Annotated in this window: 13 protein-coding genes; 8 read left to right on the plus strand and 5 right to left on the minus strand. The window is 45.6% G+C overall.

Annotated features, from left to right (window positions below):
• The first annotated feature begins 182 nt into the window (after positions 1-182).
• Positions 183-2,738 carry a phosphocholine-specific phospholipase C gene (locus AC23P2_RS20145; RefSeq protein WP_487774866.1) on the plus strand — a complete coding sequence of 852 codons (2,556 nt, stop codon included), beginning with the start codon at positions 183-185 and terminating at the stop codon, positions 2,736-2,738.
• Between the two features lie 98 nt (positions 2,739-2,836).
• On the opposite strand, the gene yidC is transcribed toward AC23P2_RS20145, so the two are convergent.
• A complete protein-coding gene (gene yidC, locus AC23P2_RS20150; RefSeq protein ID WP_487774867.1) occupies positions 2,837-4,708 on the minus strand; it encodes a membrane protein insertase YidC in 1,872 nt (623 codons plus the stop codon).
• Between the two features lie 438 nt (positions 4,709-5,146).
• Here yidC and rho point away from each other — a divergent pair, with 438 nt between their 5' ends.
• Positions 5,147-6,958: a transcription termination factor Rho gene (gene rho, locus AC23P2_RS20155; protein ID WP_487774868.1), complete on the plus strand. Its 1,812-nt coding sequence runs from the start codon at positions 5,147-5,149 to the stop codon at positions 6,956-6,958.
• 87 nt (positions 6,959-7,045) lie between these two features.
• On the opposite strand, the gene AC23P2_RS20160 is transcribed toward rho, so the two are convergent.
• From AC23P2_RS20160 to AC23P2_RS20175, 4 genes are all read right to left on the minus strand, one after another.
• Positions 7,046-7,747, minus strand: a complete 702-nt coding sequence (locus AC23P2_RS20160; protein ID WP_487774869.1) for an SAM-dependent methyltransferase — start codon at positions 7,745-7,747, stop codon at positions 7,046-7,048.
• The gene (locus AC23P2_RS20165) at positions 7,744-8,508 is read right to left on the minus strand and encodes an alpha/beta fold hydrolase (RefSeq protein WP_028526522.1); all 765 of its coding nucleotides are present in this window, start codon (positions 8,506-8,508) and stop codon (positions 7,744-7,746) included. The genes AC23P2_RS20160 and AC23P2_RS20165 overlap by 4 nt, the downstream gene beginning before the upstream one ends.
• Positions 8,509-8,524: 16 nt before the next feature.
• Positions 8,525-10,555 carry a M23 family metallopeptidase gene (locus tag AC23P2_RS20170; RefSeq protein ID WP_487774870.1) on the minus strand — a complete coding sequence of 677 codons (2,031 nt, stop codon included), beginning with the start codon at positions 10,553-10,555 and terminating at the stop codon, positions 8,525-8,527.
• 125 nt (positions 10,556-10,680) lie between these two features.
• Entirely contained in the window at positions 10,681-11,292 is a 612-nt protein-coding gene (locus AC23P2_RS20175; protein ID WP_487774871.1) for a fumarylacetoacetate hydrolase family protein, read from the minus strand.
• 74 nt (positions 11,293-11,366) lie between these two features.
• Between AC23P2_RS20175 and AC23P2_RS20180 the strand changes: the two genes are divergently transcribed.
• The 6 genes from AC23P2_RS20180 to AC23P2_RS20205 all read left to right on the plus strand — a co-directional run bounded on the left by AC23P2_RS20180 (position 11,367) and on the right by AC23P2_RS20205 (position 22,098).
• Positions 11,367-11,927: a hypothetical protein gene (locus AC23P2_RS20180; protein WP_487774872.1), complete on the plus strand. Its 561-nt coding sequence runs from the start codon at positions 11,367-11,369 to the stop codon at positions 11,925-11,927.
• A 198-nt stretch (positions 11,928-12,125) separates the two neighbouring features.
• Positions 12,126-15,053: a carbohydrate binding domain-containing protein gene (locus AC23P2_RS20185; protein ID WP_487774873.1), complete on the plus strand. Its 2,928-nt coding sequence runs from the start codon at positions 12,126-12,128 to the stop codon at positions 15,051-15,053.
• 77 nt (positions 15,054-15,130) lie between these two features.
• The gene (locus tag AC23P2_RS20190) at positions 15,131-16,339 is read left to right on the plus strand and encodes an acetyl-CoA C-acetyltransferase (protein WP_487774874.1); all 1,209 of its coding nucleotides are present in this window, start codon (positions 15,131-15,133) and stop codon (positions 16,337-16,339) included.
• An 86-nt stretch (positions 16,340-16,425) separates the two neighbouring features.
• Positions 16,426-17,910 (plus strand): capsule assembly Wzi family protein, encoded by a 1,485-nt coding sequence (locus AC23P2_RS20195; RefSeq protein WP_487774875.1) that lies wholly within the window; start codon positions 16,426-16,428, stop codon positions 17,908-17,910.
• Between the two features lie 69 nt (positions 17,911-17,979).
• On the plus strand, positions 17,980-20,403 hold the full coding sequence (locus AC23P2_RS20200) for an exo-alpha-sialidase (protein ID WP_487774876.1): 2,424 nt from the start codon (positions 17,980-17,982) through the stop codon (positions 20,401-20,403).
• A gap of 165 nt (positions 20,404-20,568) precedes the next feature.
• A complete protein-coding gene (locus AC23P2_RS20205) occupies positions 20,569-22,098 on the plus strand; it encodes a DUF4394 domain-containing protein (RefSeq protein WP_487774877.1) in 1,530 nt (509 codons plus the stop codon).
• Positions 22,099-22,120: the final 22 nt, after the last annotated feature.

The following is a 22,120-nucleotide window of genomic DNA, read 5'->3' on the forward strand; positions in this document are numbered from 1 at the left end:
TTAAAACAAAATTTTCAAGTTATGTTTATGTTAAGTTTCTGCTGCGACAAAAAATACCATAACCGCCAAGTATTTCTTTTTTTTAACGAAAATAACCATTTCTTAACGCCTTTCCTTAGCCTTTATGTACACTTTTGTCGTAGTATTGCTATCTGTTCCATTTTCATCACCAACTTTTCTATATGGATTCTAGAAGAGAATTTCTCAAAAAAGCCGCTCTACTCTCTAGCGGTGCAAGCCTATGGAGTGCCTTACCTCAATCTATCCAAAAAGCATTAGAAATCAACCCTCAACAGGGAAGTACTTACCTCGACGCCGAGCACATTGTCGTCTTGATGCAAGAAAACCGCTCATTCGACCACGCACTTGGTGCCCTCAGAGGGGTTCGGGGGTTTAATGATCCTCGCGCTATTCGCCAGCCCAACAAAAACTTGGTGTGGTTGCAGTCTAACGCAAAAGGTGAAACTTATGCTCCTTTCCGCCTCGATATTAAAGATACCAAAGTGACTTGGATGAGCTCACTCCCTCACTCTTGGGAAAATCAAGTGGACGCACGAAACAACGGAAAATACAACCGCTGGCTTGACGTCAAAAAATCGGGCAATAAAGCCTATGCCCACATGCCGCTCACCATGGGCTATTTTACCCGCGAAGACCTCCCATTTTATTATGCCATGGCCGATGCCTTCACGGTTTGTGACCACAATTTCTGTTCGTCATTGACAGGAACTACCCCCAATCGCCTGTATCTTTGGTCGGGAACGATTCGGGAAAAACCTAGTATTGAATCAAAGGCAAATGTTCGTAACTCAGATGTTGATTATGACGATTTGGCACACTGGACGACTTTCCCTGAACGGTTAGAAGACAATGGCATTTCGTGGCGAATTTATCAAAACGAATTGAGTATTTCGATGGGCTTCAACGGCGAGCAAGATGCGTGGCTCGCTAACTTCACCGATAACCCCATTGAGTGGTTTTCTCAATATAACGTTCGCTTCTCTACTGGCTATCAAAAATTCCTTGCCAAACAGGTTGTTGAATTGCCCAAAGAAATTGCGGCGTTAGAACAAAAACTGCAAACGCTTCCTCCATCTGGTAAAGAAACTGAAACAGCGCAAAAAACGCTCAAACAGAAAAAGGATGAACTAGAAATCGCTAAAAAAGACCGCGAGCTTTGGAGCAAAGAAAACTTTGAAAAACTTTCGCAGCGCGCCAAAAATCTCCACCAAAAGGCGTTTACGACCAACATAAACGATTCTCACTATCACGAATTGACTACTCACCGATACGAGGATGGCAGCGTCGAACGTGAAATGTCCGTTCCTAAAGGTGATACCCTTCACCAGTTCAGAGAAGATGTAAACACGGGCAAATTACCAACAGTTTCGTGGATTGTTGCCCCCGAAAACTTCTCCGACCACCCAGGTGCACCTTGGTACGGCGCTTGGTATATTTCGGAGGTAATGGATATTTTAACCAAAAACCCTGAGGTTTGGAAAAAAACCATTTTCATTGTTACGTATGATGAAAACGACGGTTATTTCGACCACATTCCTCCTTTCGTAGCCCCCAAACCTGACTTGAGCGACGGTTTGGTTTCCAAAGGCATCGACCCGAGTGTTGAACACGTGACCATGGATCAAGAACGTAAACGCAAAGAATACAGTGCGCAAAACCCTGGCCGCGACGGCGCCATTGGGCTGGGCTACCGCGTTCCGATGCTAATTGCCTCCCCTTGGAGCCGTGGTGGTTTTGTCAATTCGCAAGTGTTTGACCACACCTCTGTGTTGCAGTTTATGGAGCACTTCTTGAGCCATAAAACCAAAAAAGACATCAAAGAAACCAACATCAGCGCATGGCGACGTACGGTATGTGGAGATTTAACTTCGGTCTTTCGCCCATATAGTGGAGAAGAAATTCCTTTGCCTGAATCTGTTAAAAAAGACAGTTTTTATCAACTCGTACACAACGCCAAGTTCAAAAATCCACCTTCTAACTTTAAGGCCCTTTCATCAGAAGAAATTGCTGCAGCCAACCAAAACCCTGCCGCTACTTCATGGATGCCAAAACAAGAAGAAGGTACGCGCCCCTCGGCCGCCATTCCGTATGAACTTTACGCCGATGCGGTACTCAGTGCCGACAAGAAATCGGTGTCTGTTGAGCTAAGTGCCCAAAATCGTGTGTTTGGGGCAAAATCAGCGGGTTCACCATTTCACGTTTATGCCCCGCACAAATACCGCACAAACGAAAATGCTCCTTTTGAAGACTTAAAAGCTTGGTCATACGCCGTAAGTTCAGGTGATTCTCTAACGCCATCTTGGCCACTTTCCAGTTTTGAAAACGATGCCTATCATCTTTGTGTGTATGGCCCTAACGGGTTTTTCCGCGAATTTAAAGGACAAGCCAATAGCCCACAGTTGAATGTAAAAGGAGTATATGAAGCATCGAAGAGTTCTAAAAATCAACTTTCGGGCAATTTAACCTTGCAGTTCCGTAATGCCGAGTCTCAAAAACGACTGCGCGTAGTCGTTACGGACAATGCTTACAAAAACGCCCCCAAAACGGTGGTTGTTGAGGCTAAAAATGGGCAAGCATCGCTCGTGCTCGACCTCAAGAAAAGCCACGGCTGGTACGATGTCAGCATCCGCGTAGAAGGCGCAGATGGTTTTGAGCAACGTTTTGCGGGCCACATCGAAACGGGCAAAGACTCTGTGAGCGACCCTGCAATGGCATAAATTGACAGATAGATAACAAAAAAGGGCAGCTCGTGGCTGCCCTTTTTTGTTATTAGCGGATGTGTCGGGGTGCTCACACCCCGACACATCCTTCCTAGTTATTTTTTCTTTGCTTGTGCACGTTTTGCTTCGACTTGCTTTTTCGCTTCGTCTGCTTGTTTTTTGGCTTCATCAGCCGCTTTCATCGAGCGCTCAAGCATATCGGAGAACTTCGATTTTTTCTTCTCACCTGACGCGATTTTGCGGCGGTTTTCTTCCAAAATCGAACGAATTTTATCATCATTCACAAAACGACGAATCACCTGCTGTTGTAAAATAGTCACTACGTTCGATACCAAGTAGTAAAAACTCAAACCCGCAGGGAACGAGTTCATCACAAACATAAACATTACAGGCATAAAATACGTCAGCATACGCATATCAGGCATTCCAGGCTGCTGCACTTGCGCAGGCGTTATCTGGTTGTTGTACCACGCATATACCAACTGAGAAACAGTCATCGCCAACGTAAAAATACTTACGTGAGCACCGTAGAATGGAATCGCAAACGGCAATTTGATAGGTGCATCGTAGGTAGATAGGTCACTTGCCCACAAAAACGACTGCTGACGAAGTTCAATCAAGTTAGGAAACAAGAAGAACAACGACATCAAAATAGGCATTGTCGCCAACACAGGAATACAGCCACTCAACGGACTCACGCCTACTTGTTGGTACAACTTCATTTGTTCTTGCTGCATTTTAGCCGCGTCATCGCCTACTTTTTCTTTGATAATAGCCAATTCTGGCGCCAACATCCGCATTTTAGCCATGCTTACATACGACTTATATACGAGCGGGGTCATCAACAGCTTAACAATCAACACCAACACTACAATCAGCACTCCATAATTAGAGAAAAACTTCTCCAAAAAGCTAAACATAGGCACAAAGAAGAACTTGTTGAGCGGTTTCAAGAACGCATACCCCAAGTCCACGTTATCACCAAAGTCAGTAGCTGTACCAATATTCTTTACAATTTGGTAGTCGTTTGGCCCAAAGAAAAACTGGAAATTTCCTTTGCCAGCTTTCAAGTCGGCCGTCGAAAGGCTTCCTTCGCTTTGCATGGTTTTAATGTAGGTCGTGTCCGACTGGTTAACCAACGATTTTAAGGTTGCATTACTCAAACTCGACCCTTTCGTAATAAAAGCAGAAAGGAAATATTTGTTTTTGTGAGCAAACCACGATACAGGTTGTTCTATTTTCTCTTCTACATTATCGCTTTGCCCGCGACCAATGTCCGACAATTCACCGTCAGCGTAGTAATTTGTCGTCACTACTTTACGGTTTTCGGCCATGTCATTCTCTAGCTGTTTCAACTTATCTTGCCACACAAGACGCGTCGGCTCATTCTTCACAAGGCCATCTAATCCAACCAATTGCACATCATAGTCAATCAAATACCCACTTCCCTGAATGGTGTAGGTTTGTTCGATATACTGATTGGCTCCCAAAGGCAAACGAAAAGCTAGTTTTATTGATTTTCCCGTGGTGATTACTTGGTTGCTTGCTTCTGTTGTAAAATACAAGTCAGCTAAGTTGATTGTGCCTTTGTTGGTAGGTAGTTCGAGGTTAAACTTACTACTTTGCTCATCAATGAGGTACAAAGGAGCATTGGTGTAGGTTTTAAATTTTTTCAATAGTACTTCTTTGACATTTCCGCCTTTGGTGCTAAAAGTCAAGCGAACATCATCGGTTTCTACCACAATATCTTTTGCGGTACCGATGGCTGCACTGGCAAAATCGCCGTAGATGGCTTTGGCAGCTACCGAATCCAATTGACGAGGGGCAGGTGCAACAGCGGCTGTGGCACTAGACTTGGTTTGCGTCGCAGGATTCGTCTTGGGAGGCTCAGTTTGTGGTGCTAGGATTTGGTACCCTACTAGCATCATCATGATGAGCGCTAATCCAATGATTTGATTTCTCTCCATTTGTTTGGTTTATACGTTATTTATGACACGTTATTTGTTACACGTTATTCGTACTCAGCCGTTAGGAAACATTCTCATGATTAACGGTAAACTAATAACTGCTCTTGCTGTGGCAAAAGCGGGTGCAAAGTTAGTGAGTTTTCAAGAATTCGCACCTGTGAGAAGGATGAGCGGTCATTTTTTAGCGAAAAAATCACAATAGCGCCAAAAAAAATAACAAATACCAAAATTTTCTTGACAGAATCCCGTTTAAGAAGTATAATTGCGAGACTTTTCTGACAATACTACGGCTTATCTGATACACATTAACCCAAAAGCCGTCTCTCTTGTTCAGTTCCAGCTATCAATCCCTATTTTTCCTGGTTTATCCTCTTGTTGTTAAATAACTAATAATAAACATTTCTCCGTGTAAAGATTCTCTTTACCCTTCATTTTTATATGCTCAGCATTGATGATCTAAATCCCAAACTCCTAGCGGAGTTACGGGTAATTGCCGAAAAAAACGGTATCAAAGACCCTTCTAAGTTTTCAAAGAAAGAACTGATTGCTAAAATTTTAGAAAAACAGTCCTCTACTTCTGACACTCCCGCCGAAAAATCAAAATCTGCACAACCTTCAGGTAAACGTCCTCGAAAAGTTGCTGCGTCAGACCCTGATGCTCCAACTGAAGATGCCGCCGCAGAAGATGCTTCTTCAGCATCTATTGAAGTAGTTTCTCAAAGTACGATTGACTTTTTTCACCCCAAATCAAACGATTCGTTTGAGAAACGTGGTAAGCGTCAACGTATTCATAAAAACGAGAAACCATTCCCTGAAAATTCACCTCAGGATGCCGCCCCTCGTTTTTTTGATGAACCTACTCCCGAACCCACTGCAGCACCCACCGAGGCACCCATACAGCCAGCGAGTGAGCAACCAGCAGTTGAGGAAGAATTTGCTGATATAAAAATCGAGCTTCCTGAGGAAGACTTTTTCGATACCTCATTTATTACGGAAAATTTTGAAGCAGAAGCACCAGCAGAGGTAGAAGCCGAACCACTTCCCGCTAAGACGGAAGAACGCTCGCGTGACTATCGACCCGATGAGTTCCAGAGTAAAATCAAACGGCAGTACAACAACTACGTAAAGGAATTTGATGGACTTATCATCAACGAAGGGGTACTCGAAATCATGTCAGATGGTGGGTACGGCTTCTTACGTTCTGCCGATTATAATTATTTAGCTAGTCCCGACGATATTTATGTATCGCCGTCTCAAATAAAACTCTTTGGATTAAAAACGGGCGATACCATACGTGGCTCAGTACGCCCGCCCAAAGAAGGAGAAAAATACTTTGCCCTGCTTCGCGTAGAAACCGTCAACGGTAAAACTACCGAAGAAATCCGTGACCGTATTCCTTTTGAATATCTTACGCCGCTGTTCCCCCAAGAACACATTAAACTCAGTGGCAAACCTGACAACTATTCTACGCGTATTCTTGACCTTTTTGCCCCCATTGGAAAAGGCCAGCGTGGGATGATTGTAGCGCAACCTAAAACGGGTAAAACGGTATTGCTCAAAGAGATTGCCAACGCAATTACGCGTAATCACCCTGAGATTTACCTTATCATTTTACTCATTGACGAACGCCCTGAAGAGGTTACCGACATGCAGCGCAGTGTTCGCGCCGAAGTGATTTCTTCAACTTTCGACGAGCAAGCCGACCGCCACGTAAAAGTAACAGGCATGGTGCTTGAAAAAGCAAAACGGATGGTAGAATGTGGCCACGATGTGGTGATACTCCTCGACTCTATCACGCGTTTGGCCCGTGCATACAACACCGTTACGCCTGCTTCGGGTAAAATCCTTTCGGGTGGGGTCGATGCCAACGCACTTCACAAACCCAAACGCTTCTTTGGTGCTGCCCGTAACGTAGAAAATGGTGGGTCTTTGACCATCATCGCTACGGCCCTCATTGATACGGGTTCAAAAATGGACGAAGTAATCTTTGAAGAATTTAAAGGTACGGGTAACATGGAACTCCAATTAGATCGCCGTTTGGCAAACAAACGTATGTATCCAGCAGTTGATGTGAACGCCTCAGGTACACGACGTGAAGATTTGCTTCTCGACCGTGAAACCCTCCAACGTATGTGGATTTTGCGCAAATACCTTTCTGACATGAATCCAAACGAGGCGATGGATTTCTTATTGGAACGCATGAAAGGAACACGTACCAACGAAGAATTCTTGATTTCGATGAACCGATAGAAAAACGACTTTTCGTTCTATTTTACTACTTCATAAAAAAGGCTGGGTCGTTGACCCAGCCTTTTTTATTTCCTTTCCCACTTCCAGCTACTCTCCCAACAAAAAAACGGTCGGTTTTTTGTGAAGCTCTGGTATCTGGGTTTTCCACTGTTTGACCGTCAACGTTTTGACAAACCCTTCTGGTGATGTTACGTTACAAGCCACACAAACACGGGTGTTGGGCTGGCATTGTGTCAATATTTCCTTCATCATTTGGTTGTTCCGATAAGGCGTTTCAATAAAAATCTGGGTCTGCCTCTTGGCTATCGCCTCTTTCTCCAATTGCTTGACGGCTTTCCCACGTGGGGCTCGATCGATGGGCAAATAACCGTGAAATACAAACGATTGTCCGCTCATACCAGAGGCCATCAAGGCCAACAATAGCGACGAAGGCCCAACTAATGGCACTACCTCTATGCCCAATTGGTGCGCGTATTTAACAGCTACAGCTCCTGGATCAGCAACGCCCGGGCAGCCCGCTTCTGACATAACGCCTGCGTCTTTGTTTTCAGCAAGCAGTGCTTTCAATTGGGCTAAAGTGTCAGCCTCGGGAGTATTTTTCTGAAGTTCGTAAAAAGTGAGGTTTTCAATGGTTTTCCCCAACCGCAAACTACTCACAAAACGACGTCCTGTGCGGAGTTCTTCCGCAAAAAAAACTTCTAGGTCTTTTACTGCTTCGGGTACGTGGGCAGGCAAAACGCTTTGCGTTGTTCCATCTGCAAGTGGCGTTGGAATAAGGTATAGCTTCATTTGGCAAAGTTCATCAACGATTTTACAAATGCCTCTGGTTGCTCTGCTTGTACCCAATGTCCTGCGTTTTCGATGGTATCGAGGGTGACATTCGGGAAAAGCGTCTGAATAGTCCAGAAGTCAGCATCTTTGATATACCTCGACTCCGCACCTCGAATAAAAAGCGTAGGGGTACGTATTGTTTGGGTGTTTTCCAAATCTGCCCCAATCAACTCGATGTATTGTTTTATCACGGGCAAGTTGATGCGCCACGCAAACACACCTTCTTCGTTGCGGTACAGGTTTTTCAATAAAAATTGGCGTACCGACGGGCTTGGTTCGTATTGACTCAAAATGGCTTCGGCTTCGTTGCGGTTTTGAATTTCGGTCAACGGAACGGCACTTAGCCCTTTTAAGATTTCGGCATGATGAACGGGGTACGACTTGGGAGCAATGTCAACCACCACCAATTTACTGAAAGTATCAGGATACAGCATGGCGTATTGCATCACCGTTTTTCCACCCATCGAATGCCCTACCAAAATCGGATTTTCAATGTTGTTTTGCTGTAAAAAATCGTGTAAATCCGCCGCTAATTCTGGATAGGTATGGCTAGGGGCATGAGGTGAACGTCCGTGGTTTCGCTGATCGACAGCATAGACTGAAAACCCTTGCTCCGCAATTACCTTGCTAATAGTCAGCCAGTTGTCACACGAGCCAAATAGCCCGTGTAAGATGACCAGTGGTTGACCTGTACCTACTTGACGAAAAAAAAGTTGCATATTTTTAACTGCCTAATTATCGCTTAGCGCGTTTTTTGGAAGATTTTTTTGCTTTGCCCGTAGCTTTAGCCGATTTTTTTCGACGACCAGCAACGGCTTTTGATTTGGTGCGTTTTGAAGCTACGGCAGGGCGAACTACCGCTTCTTTGATTTCGCTTTCAACAACCGCTACATTCCCCGCTCTATCCCGCACCTCTAAGCGCAACGTACCTTCAAAATCGAGAGAATCCACCAGTTTGTCAGACCAAATATAACTGCGTTTGTAATCATAATTCATCAACACCCACTCGCCATTGACGTAGGCATCAAAACGCTCGATACCCGACATGCCATCTGAGATTCGGGCCGAAATACTTTTTTTATTGGCTTGAATCACCCGAACCGCAGGCGGTGCTTCGTCCGTTGCCAATCCAAAACTCCCCAGCTCACGGGTGGTAAAATCAATCGAATTTCCTTCCCATTTCCCCCCCACAAACCTCATACGTCCGCCATCTAAGCGGTACATGTGGGTTTTTTCGGGGTTTTCGGGCAAAATATCAGGTCGAAAATTAACCCCTATCGCATCTCGAAGTGGTGTATAAACATCGTTAATAATCAGTCCATTAGGGCGTGATTGAACCGCCAAATACAGCGTATCAAATATGCTCTTGTTGCCAAAACGAATGGAAAAGCGGTCTTCTTTGTACGTTTCAATTCGGTCGGGGCGAATGCGTTGCCGAAAATCAGTACGAAGCAATTTGTTCCCAATCCGAATCGAATCGGGCAAATGTTCGCGTAAATCCAGCAGATAAACCGTCTCCCCGTTTGATTTATAGGCGGGTGAAAGTTGCAGGGGCGCGCGTTTACTGAAAATTTCTGCGGGAACGGTTTGAGACAACCCCAACGCACTGATTTTTAATACATTTTCGGTCGCATCCGTTTTTATATAGGCCAAAGTTGGAACTTGTTCCGACTCGCCTAAAGGCATCATAAGCGCTTCCGTAAGTTCTCCTTTAACCTTAAATCGTAATATCGACGAATTTTCGTAGGAGTCAAAAAGTGTCACTTGTACTTCGTGCGTCAGCGTGTCCCGAATTTGAAGTTTTCCTCGGTAACCATCCGTTTTTTGGAGGCCGTACAAGTTACCATCGGGGTTATAACATTTTAAATAACGAAGTCCGTTACGTTGTTCGGTAGCATAATCAATGACGTTGTTATAGTCGCGGGTACTCCAACTAGGAAACGACGTCATATTGTAAGCAAAGACTTCTTTTCCGTCCAATTTGATTTCAACACAGTTGACCCCATTGCGAAAGTTGACGCCATTCATGGCATCAAAGGCAATCAATTCTAGACCTATTTCTCCCCAAGCTTTAACAGTTTGGCCAATGCTATAACTTCCATCTTTTTGGCGAACAGGACGAACGCTGATTCTTTCAAACTCACCATTGACACGGCTACTCAACGACATCGGACGAATGGCCAACGAATTAAAATACGGCGGCACATCGTCTTCTACTTCCGCAAAATCAAAAAACAGAGGATTTAAGTAGTTATCTTTAGAATCTCGAATTTCAAAGTGCAAGTGTGGGCCTCCCGACCCGCCCGTGTTTCCAGACAAGCCAATTAATTCACCTTTCTGGACGGGAAATTGCTCGGGCGACGGGTTGATTTCTATTTCAAACGTTTTGCGTTCGTACTGTTTTTCCCTCAAATAACTCCCCATGGGGTCGGCAAATGACAACAAGTGCCCATAGACGGTGGTCATGCCGTTGGGGTGTTTGATAAAAATCACATTGCCATAACCTGTTGTTTGGACTTTGATTTTGGAAATATACCCATCAGCAGCGGCCAGCACTTGCAAGCCCTCGCGTTGCTGCGTACGGACGTCAATCCCCGCATGGAAGTGATTGGCGCGCAAGTCACCCAATACACCCGCCAGGGTATTTTTTTGCCCAGGAGAAATAGGAAATATAAAGTAGCCTTTGGGAAAACTTGCTTTTTGGGCAAAGCTTCCAATCACAAAAACTATACTAAATAACGGTAGGAGAATGCGTTTTAAAATCATGTACTAACTTTGGCGTTTTCTTTTTTGGGTTTTTGGGTTGTTACTTTTGAATTCACGAGGTTTTGAGAAACCTCGCGTCGGTTATTGTAACCGACAGCACTTCAAACATATTAACCGTAACTCCCTTACTTCACCTCAAATTCCAACATTTTTTTGCCTTCGACGAAAGCCGCAAGTTTGTCGCCTGCTTTTACAGGCCCTACTCCTTTGGGTGTACCTGTAAATATCAAATCACCCGTTTTGAGGGTAAAAAAGCGAGATACAAACGATATAATGTAGTCTATTTTGAACAACATCAACGACGTATTGCCCTGCTGACGGGTTTCGCCATTTACTTCTAAATGAAAATTAATATCCTGCATATCCGCAAAATCGGCCTTTGAAACAAAGTCAGAAATAGGGGCAGAACCATCAAACGCCTTGGCCAATTCCCACGGTAAGCCTTTGGTTTTCAGCTTTGATTGTAAATCACGCGCGGTGAAATCAATCCCAACACCTACTTGGTCGTAGTATTTGTGGGCAAATTTTTCGTCGATGTTTTTACCCATCTTGCTGATTTTCACCACAATCTCTACTTCATGATGAACATCTTGAGAAAAATCAGGCAAATAAAATGCTGCCCCTTCTTTCAACAACGCCGTGTCGGGCTTTTGGAAGATGACGGGATCTTCTGGAATGGCATTTTGAAGTTCGTGAATATGATCAACGTAGTTGCGACCTATGCAAATGATTTTCATAATTTTCTAAATTTTAGGCGCACAAAACTACGGACTACCTCCCGTAAAAGGAAATCTATTCTTAGCTTTGTAAAATGAAGTCATTTTATCAGCTCCTGTTCCAAAACGAAACGCTTTATCGTGCCCAAGAAGTAGAGGCGATAGAAAAAATAGTCAAAGAGGTTGCCACGTCTTTGATACAAGAACCTGTAGCGGAGACGCCTACACCACCGCCCCCTGCTCCTGTAGCTGCTCCAACTCCTGCTCCACCAACTTTTGAGACACCCAACCTCAACCATCAGGTATTAATTTTAATCAACGAGTCGCCGAAGATGTCGCCGAGTAATACCATATTCCTGGAAAAAGTACTCAAGGCCGTTAATTTAAACCTCGATGGGGTAGATATTTTGAACTTATCGGGAGCCAAACAGATGGATTTTCGTCCGTTACTCCGAAACAAGAAAGTGCACCATATCATATCGTTTGGCGTTCCGTTTATCCAAATCAATTTGGAAATTATGATGAACCGCTATGACCCCAAACAAATCGCTGGGGTCAATTTTCTGTTATCTGAATCGCTCGACATTGTGCAGAGTGACGACAAAAACAAACGTGCGCTTTGGAATTGTCTCAAAAGTATGTTTTTAGGAACTTAACCAGAACTTCCAAGTTTTGAAAACAGGTTGAACGGATTAAAATATGGGGGTAAAAGATGTCACCGAGCGTCGGCCGCCCCGATGGGGCTTTTGGTTCGCCTTTGCCCTCTTTTTCTACTAAGATTTCGCCTCGCTGAGGCTGTTTTTTTTATGCGTCTAACCTGTTTCGTAAAGAGTCTATTCCTACTCCATAACGATATGAAAACAACACTCCCTTTCTTATTGCTTTTGGGCATTAACTTTTCCTCGTTTTGTCAAAACTTTACGGGCGGATTTCCTTTTAGCTTTCCTTACAACGACGGAAGTAGCGCCGCTTTTCTCCCAAAATTCCCTGCCAAAACCATTGGCAACCCAGACCGCGTTTCGGTCAATGGCAGTAACTTTATTGTCAATGGTAAACCTTTTCGTTTTTGGGGCGTAAATATTACATCCGCCGCTGCTTTTCCCGCCAAAACCACCGCCCCCGACGTCGCGACCCATGCCCGTAAGATGGGTATCAATTTGGTGCGTTTTCACCACTTAGATAATCCGTGGGGAGGAAACGAAGGCAGTATTTTTGTTTCAGGGCAATCGACCCGAACTTTAAATTCAACCACCCTCGACCGCCTTGATTTTTTTATCAATGAGCTGAAAAAGAACAATATCTATACGAATATGAACTTGAACGTTTCACGGACGTTCAAGACTTCCGACGGCGTAGCCAATGCCGATTCGCTACTGGATTTTGCCAAAGGAGTCACCATATTTGACCCTCAGTTGATTGCGCTTCAAAAAGAATACGCGACCCAATTGTTAGGCCACGTCAATCCTTATACAGGCTTAAAACTCGCCGAAGACCCTTGTTTGGCCATGGTTGAAATCATCAACGAAAACTCGTTGTATGGCATGTGGAAAGACAACCAACTCAAGTCAAGAAAAGATGGTGGTTCTTTACTGTATCGTCAGGCAGTTAGGCTCGACAGCCTTTGGAATGCGTTTTTGGTAACTAAGTACCAAACCCAAGCCACCTTGCAAACCGCCTGGCAAGGTGCCAGTCTTAACATCGTAGAAAGAGTAACCGATGGAGGTTTTGAAGGCACAACGTTGAATACCAACTGGGCGATGGAGCAAAACGCAGGAGCAACCGCCACCGCTGGACTGGACAATACCCAAGCCCAAACGGGAAGTAAATCAGCCAAAATAACGGTCACCAAAAAGGGCACCGAAACTTGGCATTTACAGTTTAAATACCTCAACTTCTCTTTTCAAAAAGATACCACTTACACTGTTACCTTTTGGGCAAAAGCAAACTCAGCAACCGTGCTTAGTGTATCGCTTATGAGAGACGATTCGCCCTACACTTGGTACGGGGGACAAAATGTCAATCTCAACACCACTTGGCAACAGTTTTCGTTTTCAGTTACTCCCCATGAAACCCTCACCAGCAAAGGCCGTCTGGCTTTTCAGTTAGGTAGCTTACCCAACGGAACGAGCATTTGGCTAGACAATGTTTCCTTCAAAGAATCTGTACGTACTCCATTTCTTGCAGGCGAAAACTTAGCCGCTCGTAACATCCAACGAATGGAGTACAAAGACAGAGGAAGCTTTTCCAAACAACGTGTCGCCGATTTGGCGCAATTCTACATCCAGCTTCAAAAGAAGTTTATGGAAGAGATGCGTACTTTTCTCCGTACCACCCTCAACGTGCAAGCGCCCATCACAGGCACCAATGCCCTTACGGGAATCCAAGAAGGGCTTGAGCACGAAAACATGGACTACTATGACGACCACAGCTATTGGGACCACCCGCACTTCCCAAACGTGGCCTGGGATGCCTCAGATTGGACGATTAACAATAGCGCTATGGTCAAAAATGCGTATTTCAGCGCCATTTCTTCCGTTTTTTCGGGAATTCCGTTGGCCTCAAAGCCCATCACCATCAGTGAGTACAACCACGGCTACCCCAATCGCTACCGCGCCGAAATGGTGCCAGCCATGGCAGCGTATGGTGCTTTTCACGGCATGGATGGGGTCATGTTTTTTGAATACAACAGCGATGTCAACAGCACTTGGGCAGCCGATAAAGTCGGAGGTTATTTTTCCATTCACCGCGACCACAGCACCATGAGTTTGTTTCCCTCTTGCGCCTGGGCGTTTCGGAATGGCCTTATTACCGAAGCCACGCCCACGTTGGTCAATTACTCCGAAAAAGACATTTATTGGTCGTTTGAAAAAGACAACAGCGGCCGTTGGGGGAAATACGTCCCCTACGATTTCCGACTCCAACTTACCCATTCGCTGCGCACCAACACCTACCACCATGCCCAAGGACTCAGCAGTCAGGTATTGCCAAACGTAAGCAATGGTACTTTTCAAACATCAACCCAACAAACCACACTAAATACACAAACGGGGCTTTTAACTACCAATACACCTCGTTTTGTGACACTTACGGGCTTTTTAAAAGATGTTCCCAATACGCAAGTTGGAAATTTTACCCTCAAATCAGCCAGCGAATTTGGCGCAATCACCTGGGTATCGCTCAATTCAAAAACCTTGGCAGACTCCGACAGTTCGTTGATTACCATTGCGTCCCAAACCCAAAACACAGGAATGGTTTGGAATGCTGCCAACACTTCGGTCAACAACAACTGGGGGACGTCCCCAACGTCAGTGCGCCCCTTGGCCATTGATGCCCGATTAGCGCTTAATGCTGAAGCGCTACGTATTCACAAACTTTCGCCGACGGGGCAAATCGTGTCCACCAGCGATGTGCTTCCCTCCGCTCCCAATACATTCGATGTTTCCTTTGTTCAAAGCACTGACCAAACCCTTTGGTATGCGCTTCAAGCCATCAAAAAATCGGATTTATTACTTTCAGTGGCAACCTCCAATCCATCGGGGGATGTGGTCAATGTTTATCCAAACCCAGCTCAAACGCTACTAACCGTTGATTTTACCTTGTCAGCACCAAAACCTGTATCGTTTGAAATCTACAACGCCGCCGCAAGTATTGTGTTCAACACAACCAATACCATTGGGGTTGCTGGCAACAATCGCATGACTGTCAACGTCCAACATCTTCCTAACGGAACTTACTTTTTGCGAGTAGGAAGTCAGGTAAAGCGCATCGTGATAAGCCGTTAGCAAGCGGTTCTTTAGTTGACAAGATTGTATTACATTTACAAAAAATTGTCTAATACCATTTTCATCTCCCTTAAACTATGGCCGAAGCATTTGTTTATGACACAGTTCGTACCCCTCGCGGGCGTGGGAAATCGGACGGTTCTTTGCACGAAGTTCAACCTATCCAACTTCTTACTTCTGTTTTAAAATCAATTCAAGAACGTAATCAACTTGATACCCGTTTTGTCGATGACGTCATCATGGGCTGCGTCACGCCCGTTGGCGAGCAAGGAGCCGACATTGCCCGTACGGCCGTCATTGAAGCAGGCTATGCTGAGTCAGTGGCAGGGGTACAGCTCAACCGTTTTTGTTCGTCGGGCTTAGAAGCCATCAACCAAGCGGCCGCTTACGTCATGTCAGGCCAAGTCGATATGGTGATTGCAGGGGGTGTAGAGTCGATGAGTCGCGTACCAATGGGAACCGACGGCGGGGCGTTGTTTATGAATCCTCAGATTGTGGCCCGTCATAACATCGTTCCCCAAGGAATCTCGGCCGACCTGATTGCCACCAAATACGGCTACTCTCGCCGCGACGTTGACAGCTACGCTGCGGAATCTTACCGACGTGCCGTAGAAGCCCAAAAAGACAATCGTTTTGCCAAATCGCTTGTTCCTTATAAAGATGAAATAGGCATTACCCTCCTCGACCGCGACGAAGGCGTTCGCCCAGGCACTACGGTTGACTCTTTGGCGGCCTTAAAACCCGCTTTTGAAATGATGGGAAGCATGGGGCTTGATGCCTTAGCTTTGATGAAATATGCCGATATTGATAAAATAAACCACGTTCACCATGCAGGCAACTCTTCACAAATTGTGGATGGCGCTGCGGGAATTTTGATTGGTTCAAAAGAAATCGGTGACCAACTCGGTTTGCGCCCACGTGCCAAAATCAAAGCTTTCGCCATCGTTGGTTCGGAGCCAACCATCATGCTTACTGGGCCTGTGCCTGCCACCCACAAAGTGCTCAAAAAATCAGGAATGCGTATTCAAGACATCGACTTGTTTGAAGTAAACGAAGCCTTTGCTGCCATTCCTCTGTTTTTTATGGAGCAATTGGGCGTTGACCACGCCAAAGTCAACGTCAACGGTGGAGCCATTGCCCTGGGTCATCCCCTAGGTGCAACGGGGGCTATTATTTCTGCTACCTTGATTGATGAGTTGGAACGTTCTGATAAACAATTTGGCCTCTCTACCCTTTGTATTGGCGGCGGAATGGGCATTGCCACCATTTTTGAACGCATCAATTAGGAGCACAAAAAAATAACATAAACATAAAGTTACTGAAGCGACCATTTTATCGTACATATTGTTGTCTTCTTTAACTTTATGTCTCTATGCGGCTACTTTACCTCCTTATATTCATTTTTCTAGGCATTGGGGCACCGCTTCGCGCCCAACTTTACAAGCCTTTTAACCAGTTTTCCTATGATTTGGAGGCAGGAGCAGCTTTTGCTACCGAAACCCAGACACCCTTTTGGCTAAGAAGTAATCAATACGGAATGGTTCCCCAAACCAATCCTTTTGTAACATTACGGGTCAATCCGCACCGTGATTACCGTACAGACTCGACGCGTCGTTCAGCATTTGACTGGGCAGCAGGGGCATTTTTTGTGGTAAACCGTACGTTTGGCAACTCCCAAGGCGGTACTACCCTGCTATGGCCTGAAGTCTATGCCAAACTTAAATGGAAGCAAATAGAACTTTCGGCGGGCAGACAACGCGAGGTCATCGGACTAGGCGACAGCACACTGTCTTCTGGTTTTTATGCGTGGTCGGGCAATGCCATGCCTTTCCCCAAAATTCAGCTTCAAACGCACGGGTTTATTTCGCTAGGATTCCTGAAACATATTCTGGCGTTTCAAGGAGCATACGCCCACGGCTGGTTTACGGCTTCATACATTAATCAAGCCTATTTTCACCAAAAACAATTCTACGTCAGATTTGGCAAACCACATTGGCCGCTTCGACTCTACGCAGGCATGAACCACCAAGTACAGTGGGGAGGACATGCCGATTATCTTAATAATTCGCCTGCCGCCGTCAACGGCGCACTGCCCAGTACCTTTCAAGACTACCTTTCGCTGATCACGGGGCGGTACCCTGATGACTATGCCAACGACCGCTTCAATTCTTTCGATGGGGCCAATCGCATTGGAAATCACCTCGGTAGCTACGACCTTGGCATTGAATTGAAAACTGCGAAGTTTCAAGTGCTTCTTTACCACCAACACCCCTACGAAGATGCTTCTGGACTCGCATTGCAGAATAGACCTGACGGGCTGACGGGACTACGCTGGCTACGCAAAAGTTCGAGCACGCATCCCCTTTTTCTCAAACACTTAGTGCTTGAATACCTCACAACCACCAACCAAAGTGGCGAACAATATAGCACCACGTCGAAATACCAAGGAGCTGACAATTATTTTAACCATGGTCAATACTTAGAAGGCTGGTCGTACAACGGATTCACCTTAGGCACGCCATTCATCGCCCCTCGTGCGACCATTCAGCCCAACAATTCGGTTTTAACACCTGGTTATTTCTTCCCCAATAACCGTTTGCGCGTGGGATATATTGGTACAGAATGGCAATACAAACAGCAACTTACCGTGCGCTCTCGGTTTTCGTATAGCCAAAATCTAGGGGCTTATGGTTGGGTAAATCCGCGTACTTTTTATCAGTTTTCGGGTTTAGTTTCGGCCCAAATACGACTGAATCGTTGGTCAAAAACTTCCCTCAAAGGTTCGTTGGCGTACGACCAGGGCGAACTGTTTTTGCCTAATTTTGGGGGATATTTTGGGATTTGTAAGTCGTGGTAAAGTAGAAATAAGGTAAATTGCGCGTTCATAACCAAATCTACCTTTTACTTTAACCACACGTATTCGCCCATGCGCTTAAAACTGCTCAATTTCGTTGTGATTTTCACAGCGTTTACGTCCTCTCTCCTAGCCCAAACTCCCGCAGTCAAGCTCATAAAAGAAGGATTTATTTACGAAACAGCCCCCTTTCCCGAGTGCCACGCATCAAGTATTGTCGAATTAGGCAAAGACCATTTTATGGCTACTTGGTTTGGCGGAACCCACGAACGCCACCCAGATGTGTGTATCTGGACGTCAGAGTCTAAAAATGGCCAATGGAGTGCCCCTAAAAAAATGGCGGACGGCGTGATGGACGCCAGCACGCGTCACCCAACTTGGAACCCTGTTTTGTTCAAAAGCAAAGCTGGGAAACTCTTTCTCTATTACAAAGTAGGCCCCAATCCCCGCGAATGGTGGGGCATGGTGATGACCTCAACCGACAACGGGAAAACTTGGTCGAAGCCTGAAAAACTACCCGAAGGCTTTCTCGGCCCCATCAAAAACAAATCGGTACAATTGGCCAACGGAGATATTCTGCACCCGACGAGTTTTGAAAGCAATGACGAAAAAATTTGGAACGTTTACCTAGAAAAAACCGACAAAGACGGTAGAAATTGGCAAAAAATCATGATTGATAATGGCTCTTTTGGCGCCATTCAGCCAAGCATCCTTACCTATCCCGACGGCAGATTGCAACTACTTTGCCGTAGTCGCCAAAATGTAGTGGTAGAAACTTGGTCGAGCGATGGTGGAAAAACGTGGTCGAAAGTAGCAGGTACTTCATTACCTAACCCTAACTCGGGGACGGATGCCGTTACGCTTAAAAACGGCACGCAATTGATTGTTTATAATCCCTTGATTCGCGGCAAAGAATGGTCAAACGGTCGTCAGAAATTACGCTTGGCTGCCTCTACCGACGGCAAAGAATGGCGCGATATTTATGTGTTTGAAGATGAACCAAAAGGTGAATTTAGCTACCCTGCCATCATCCAAAGTAGTGACGGTCTTGTGCACGTTACTTACACCCACCACCGCAAAAAAGTAAAACATGTGGTATTGGAAATTCCGAACGTATTGCCTCCCAAAGCCGTAGGACCAACGCCTACCAAAGCTCAAATGGGCTGGCACGAAATGGAACAAAATGCTTTTATCCACTTCACTACCAACACCTTCACCGATTTAGAATGGGGCTACGGCGACGAAAAACCTTCTATTTTTAACCCTACCCAAACCAACGTTGAACAATGGATTAAAACGTTGAAAGACGCAGGTTTTAAAGGAGCGATTTTGACCAGTAAGCACCACGATGGTTTCTGCTTGTTCCCCAGTAAATATACCGAACATAGCATCAAAAACAGTCCGTACAAAAATGGTCAAGGTGACTTGGTAAAAGAAGTAGCCGAGGCTTGTAAGAAATACGGTTTGAAGTTTGGGGTGTATTTGTCGCCTTGGGATCGCAACCATCCCGAGTATGGCAAACCTGGGTACGTGGAGTACTACCGCAATCAGTTGAAAGAGATTTTTGAAAACTACGGTTCTATCTTTGAAATGTGGTTTGACGGTGCTAACGGTGGTGATGGATACTATGGTGGCGCGCGCGAAAAACGCCGCATTGACGGACGAACCTACTACGACTGGCCAACGACGTTACAAATGGTAAACAAGTTTAACCCCGAAGTAATTTTCTTCAGCGATGCAGGCCCAGGCGTGCGTTGGGTAGGAAACGAACGCGGTATTGCAGGCGAAACCAATTGGAATTCAATCACCCCCGATACACTATACGCAGGCAAAGGTGGGATTGAAAAATTGTTAAATACAGGTTCAGCCGACGGAACGCACTGGATTCCTGCGGAAGTTGACGTTTCTATTCGTCCAGGCTGGTTTTATCATGCCAAAGAAGACCAAAAAGTTCGCACGCCCGAAAATCTTTTCGACATCTACCTCACGTCGGTGGGAAGAGGTTCAACCTTATTATTAAACGTTCCGCCCGACCGCCGTGGCTTGATTCACGAAAACGACGTCAAAGCGTTGACAGGTTGGAAGGAGATGATTGACCGTGAATTTAAAACTAATTTGGCCCTAAAAACCAAAGCAACAGCCAGCTCGCACCGTGGCAAAGTCGCGAATTATGCTGCCTCAAACGTAACCGATGGCGATAAAAATACCTACTGGACTACCAACGATGACGTAACCACAGGTTCGGTAGAAATTGACCTTGGCAAAGCACAAACCGTAAAATATGTAACGTTGAAAGAACACATCCAATTGGGTCAACGGGTAAAAGCATTTACGGTAGAAGCTTGGCAAAATGGTCAATGGCAAAAAATCGCCAGCGCTACAACCATAGGTTACAAGCGCATTCTTAAACTTGCGCCTGTTACAACTCAAAAAATACGAGTAAGTATCACAGAATCAAAAGCTTGCCCAGTTATCTCTGAGGTAGAAGTATTTTAAAACATTTTCGGCTCACGACACTCAACCTCTCGAAAGTCTTGAAACTTTTGAGAGGTTTTTTTTTGAAAATTTCTCATTCGCTTAAATCCAAAAAAGGTAGTTCTGCGTAGATACATACAGTTTAGGAATCAATGTACAACCCAACTAGCAAAACTAACTTAAATCATGACTTATCCACCAAAATCACGTCTCCTCCTTTCGGCAATGGCGGCAATCATTGCGGTCTTTGTTTTCAATGCCTGCCAAGACCACCGCATGGCGCCAAATCCTCAAACCTTACCAGATGCACCTTTTTACGCATTAACTTCATCTAATCAGCTTTTAGCCCTCAATGTACGGGCAACCAACGCCCCTACTGCGACTGTCAGTATCACAGGCTTGATGCAAGGGGAACGTATTTTAGCCATTGATTTTCGTCCAGCTACGGGGCAGTTATACGGTGTCAGTGATGGTAGCCGCATTTATGTTATCAACCAGATGACAGGCATGGCACGTGCCATTGGTAGTGCCCCATTTACTCCTGCCCTCAATGGTACAATGGTAGCGCTTGATTTCAATCCAACTGTTGACCGTATTCGTCTTGTTACTGAAGCGGGTCAAAACCTTCGCTTACACCCAGAAACAGGCGCTACAGCGGCAGTAGATGGCAACATCAACGGTGCAGCAGGCGCTATGATTGCTGGAGGTGCTTATACCAACAATAAAGCAGGTGTGACTACCACTGTTTTGTATGACATCGACCCTGCCACTGACCGCCTTTATCGCCAAGACCCACCTAACAACGGCACTTTGGCCGAGGTCGGTTCGTTGGGCTTAGACATCACAGCAGTGGGCGGATTTGACATTGCTCCCGACGGCAACGCTATTGCTTCAGTAACTTTTGGCGGAAACACCGAACTTCAGCAGGTTAACTTGATGACTGGTCGTATGCAAAAGTTGGGTGATTTGCCTAGCAACGTCATTGGTATTGCGATTCCGACGGAGCCTACTGCTTACGCCGTTGACAATACGAATAACCTCCACATTTTCAACCCAATGAACCCAATGCCTATCACGAAAGCCATCACAGGTTTGCAGTCGGGTGAAATGATTTTGGGGATTGACTTCCGTCCTGCCAATGGTCAATTATACGCACTAGGAAGCACTAGCCGCCTTTATACTATCAATACCTCAAACGGTGCGGCCACGGCTATTGGCGCAGGGCCATTTGCTTCTACATTGTCAGGTACCGATTTTGGATTTGACTTTAACCCAACCGTTGACCGCATTCGTGTCGTGAGCAACACGGGCCAAAACCTTCGTTTGCACCCTGATACTGGCGCAACTGCGGCCGTAGATGGCAATATCAACCCTGGTACGCCAGCTGTTACCGCTTCTGCTTACACCAACAACTTTGCTGGTGCCACTACAACAACCCTGTTCAACATTGAAACTACAGGCGGTAACGCCATGCTATACACCCAAAACCCACCAAACAACGGAACACTCGTTCCAGTAGGTTCACTTGGTATCCAAGCCGAAAGTGGAAATGGTTTTGACATTGGTGGCATGAGTGGCATGGCTTACGCATTGCTCCGCTCGGGTGGTACAACACGCGTTTATTCTATCAACCTCACCACAGGTGCCGTAACAGGTGGTGCAGCTATCCCTGGCAATCCAATGCTTCGTGGAATGGCGCTTGGATTAGGTTTCTAAGATAGTAGATACGACTTTATGA

It is taken from the genome of Runella sp. R0.1_18, assembly GCF_057652155.1.

Coding starts and splice junctions, on each gene's coding strand:
- AC23P2_RS20160 (WP_487774869.1), bottom strand. CDS start 7,747: ATGAAGCTATACCTTATTCCAACGCCACTTGCAGATGGAACAACGCAA.
- AC23P2_RS20170 (WP_487774870.1), bottom strand. CDS start 10,555: ATGATTTTAAAACGCATTCTCCTACCGTTATTTAGTATAGTTTTTGTG.
- AC23P2_RS20200 (WP_487774876.1), top strand. CDS start 17,980: ATGCGCTTAAAACTGCTCAATTTCGTTGTGATTTTCACAGCGTTTACG.
- rho (WP_487774868.1), top strand. CDS start 5,147: ATGCTCAGCATTGATGATCTAAATCCCAAACTCCTAGCGGAGTTACGG.
- yidC (WP_487774867.1), bottom strand. CDS start 4,708: ATGGAGAGAAATCAAATCATTGGATTAGCGCTCATCATGATGATGCTA.
- AC23P2_RS20190 (WP_487774874.1), top strand. CDS start 15,131: ATGGCCGAAGCATTTGTTTATGACACAGTTCGTACCCCTCGCGGGCGT.
- AC23P2_RS20195 (WP_487774875.1), top strand. CDS start 16,426: ATGCGGCTACTTTACCTCCTTATATTCATTTTTCTAGGCATTGGGGCA.
- AC23P2_RS20175 (WP_487774871.1), bottom strand. CDS start 11,292: ATGAAAATCATTTGCATAGGTCGCAACTACGTTGATCATATTCACGAA.
- AC23P2_RS20185 (WP_487774873.1), top strand. CDS start 12,126: ATGAAAACAACACTCCCTTTCTTATTGCTTTTGGGCATTAACTTTTCC.
- AC23P2_RS20165 (WP_028526522.1), bottom strand. CDS start 8,508: ATGCAACTTTTTTTTCGTCAAGTAGGTACAGGTCAACCACTGGTCATC.
- AC23P2_RS20180 (WP_487774872.1), top strand. CDS start 11,367: ATGAAGTCATTTTATCAGCTCCTGTTCCAAAACGAAACGCTTTATCGT.
- AC23P2_RS20145 (WP_487774866.1), top strand. CDS start 183: ATGGATTCTAGAAGAGAATTTCTCAAAAAAGCCGCTCTACTCTCTAGC.
- AC23P2_RS20205 (WP_487774877.1), top strand. CDS start 20,569: ATGACTTATCCACCAAAATCACGTCTCCTCCTTTCGGCAATGGCGGCA.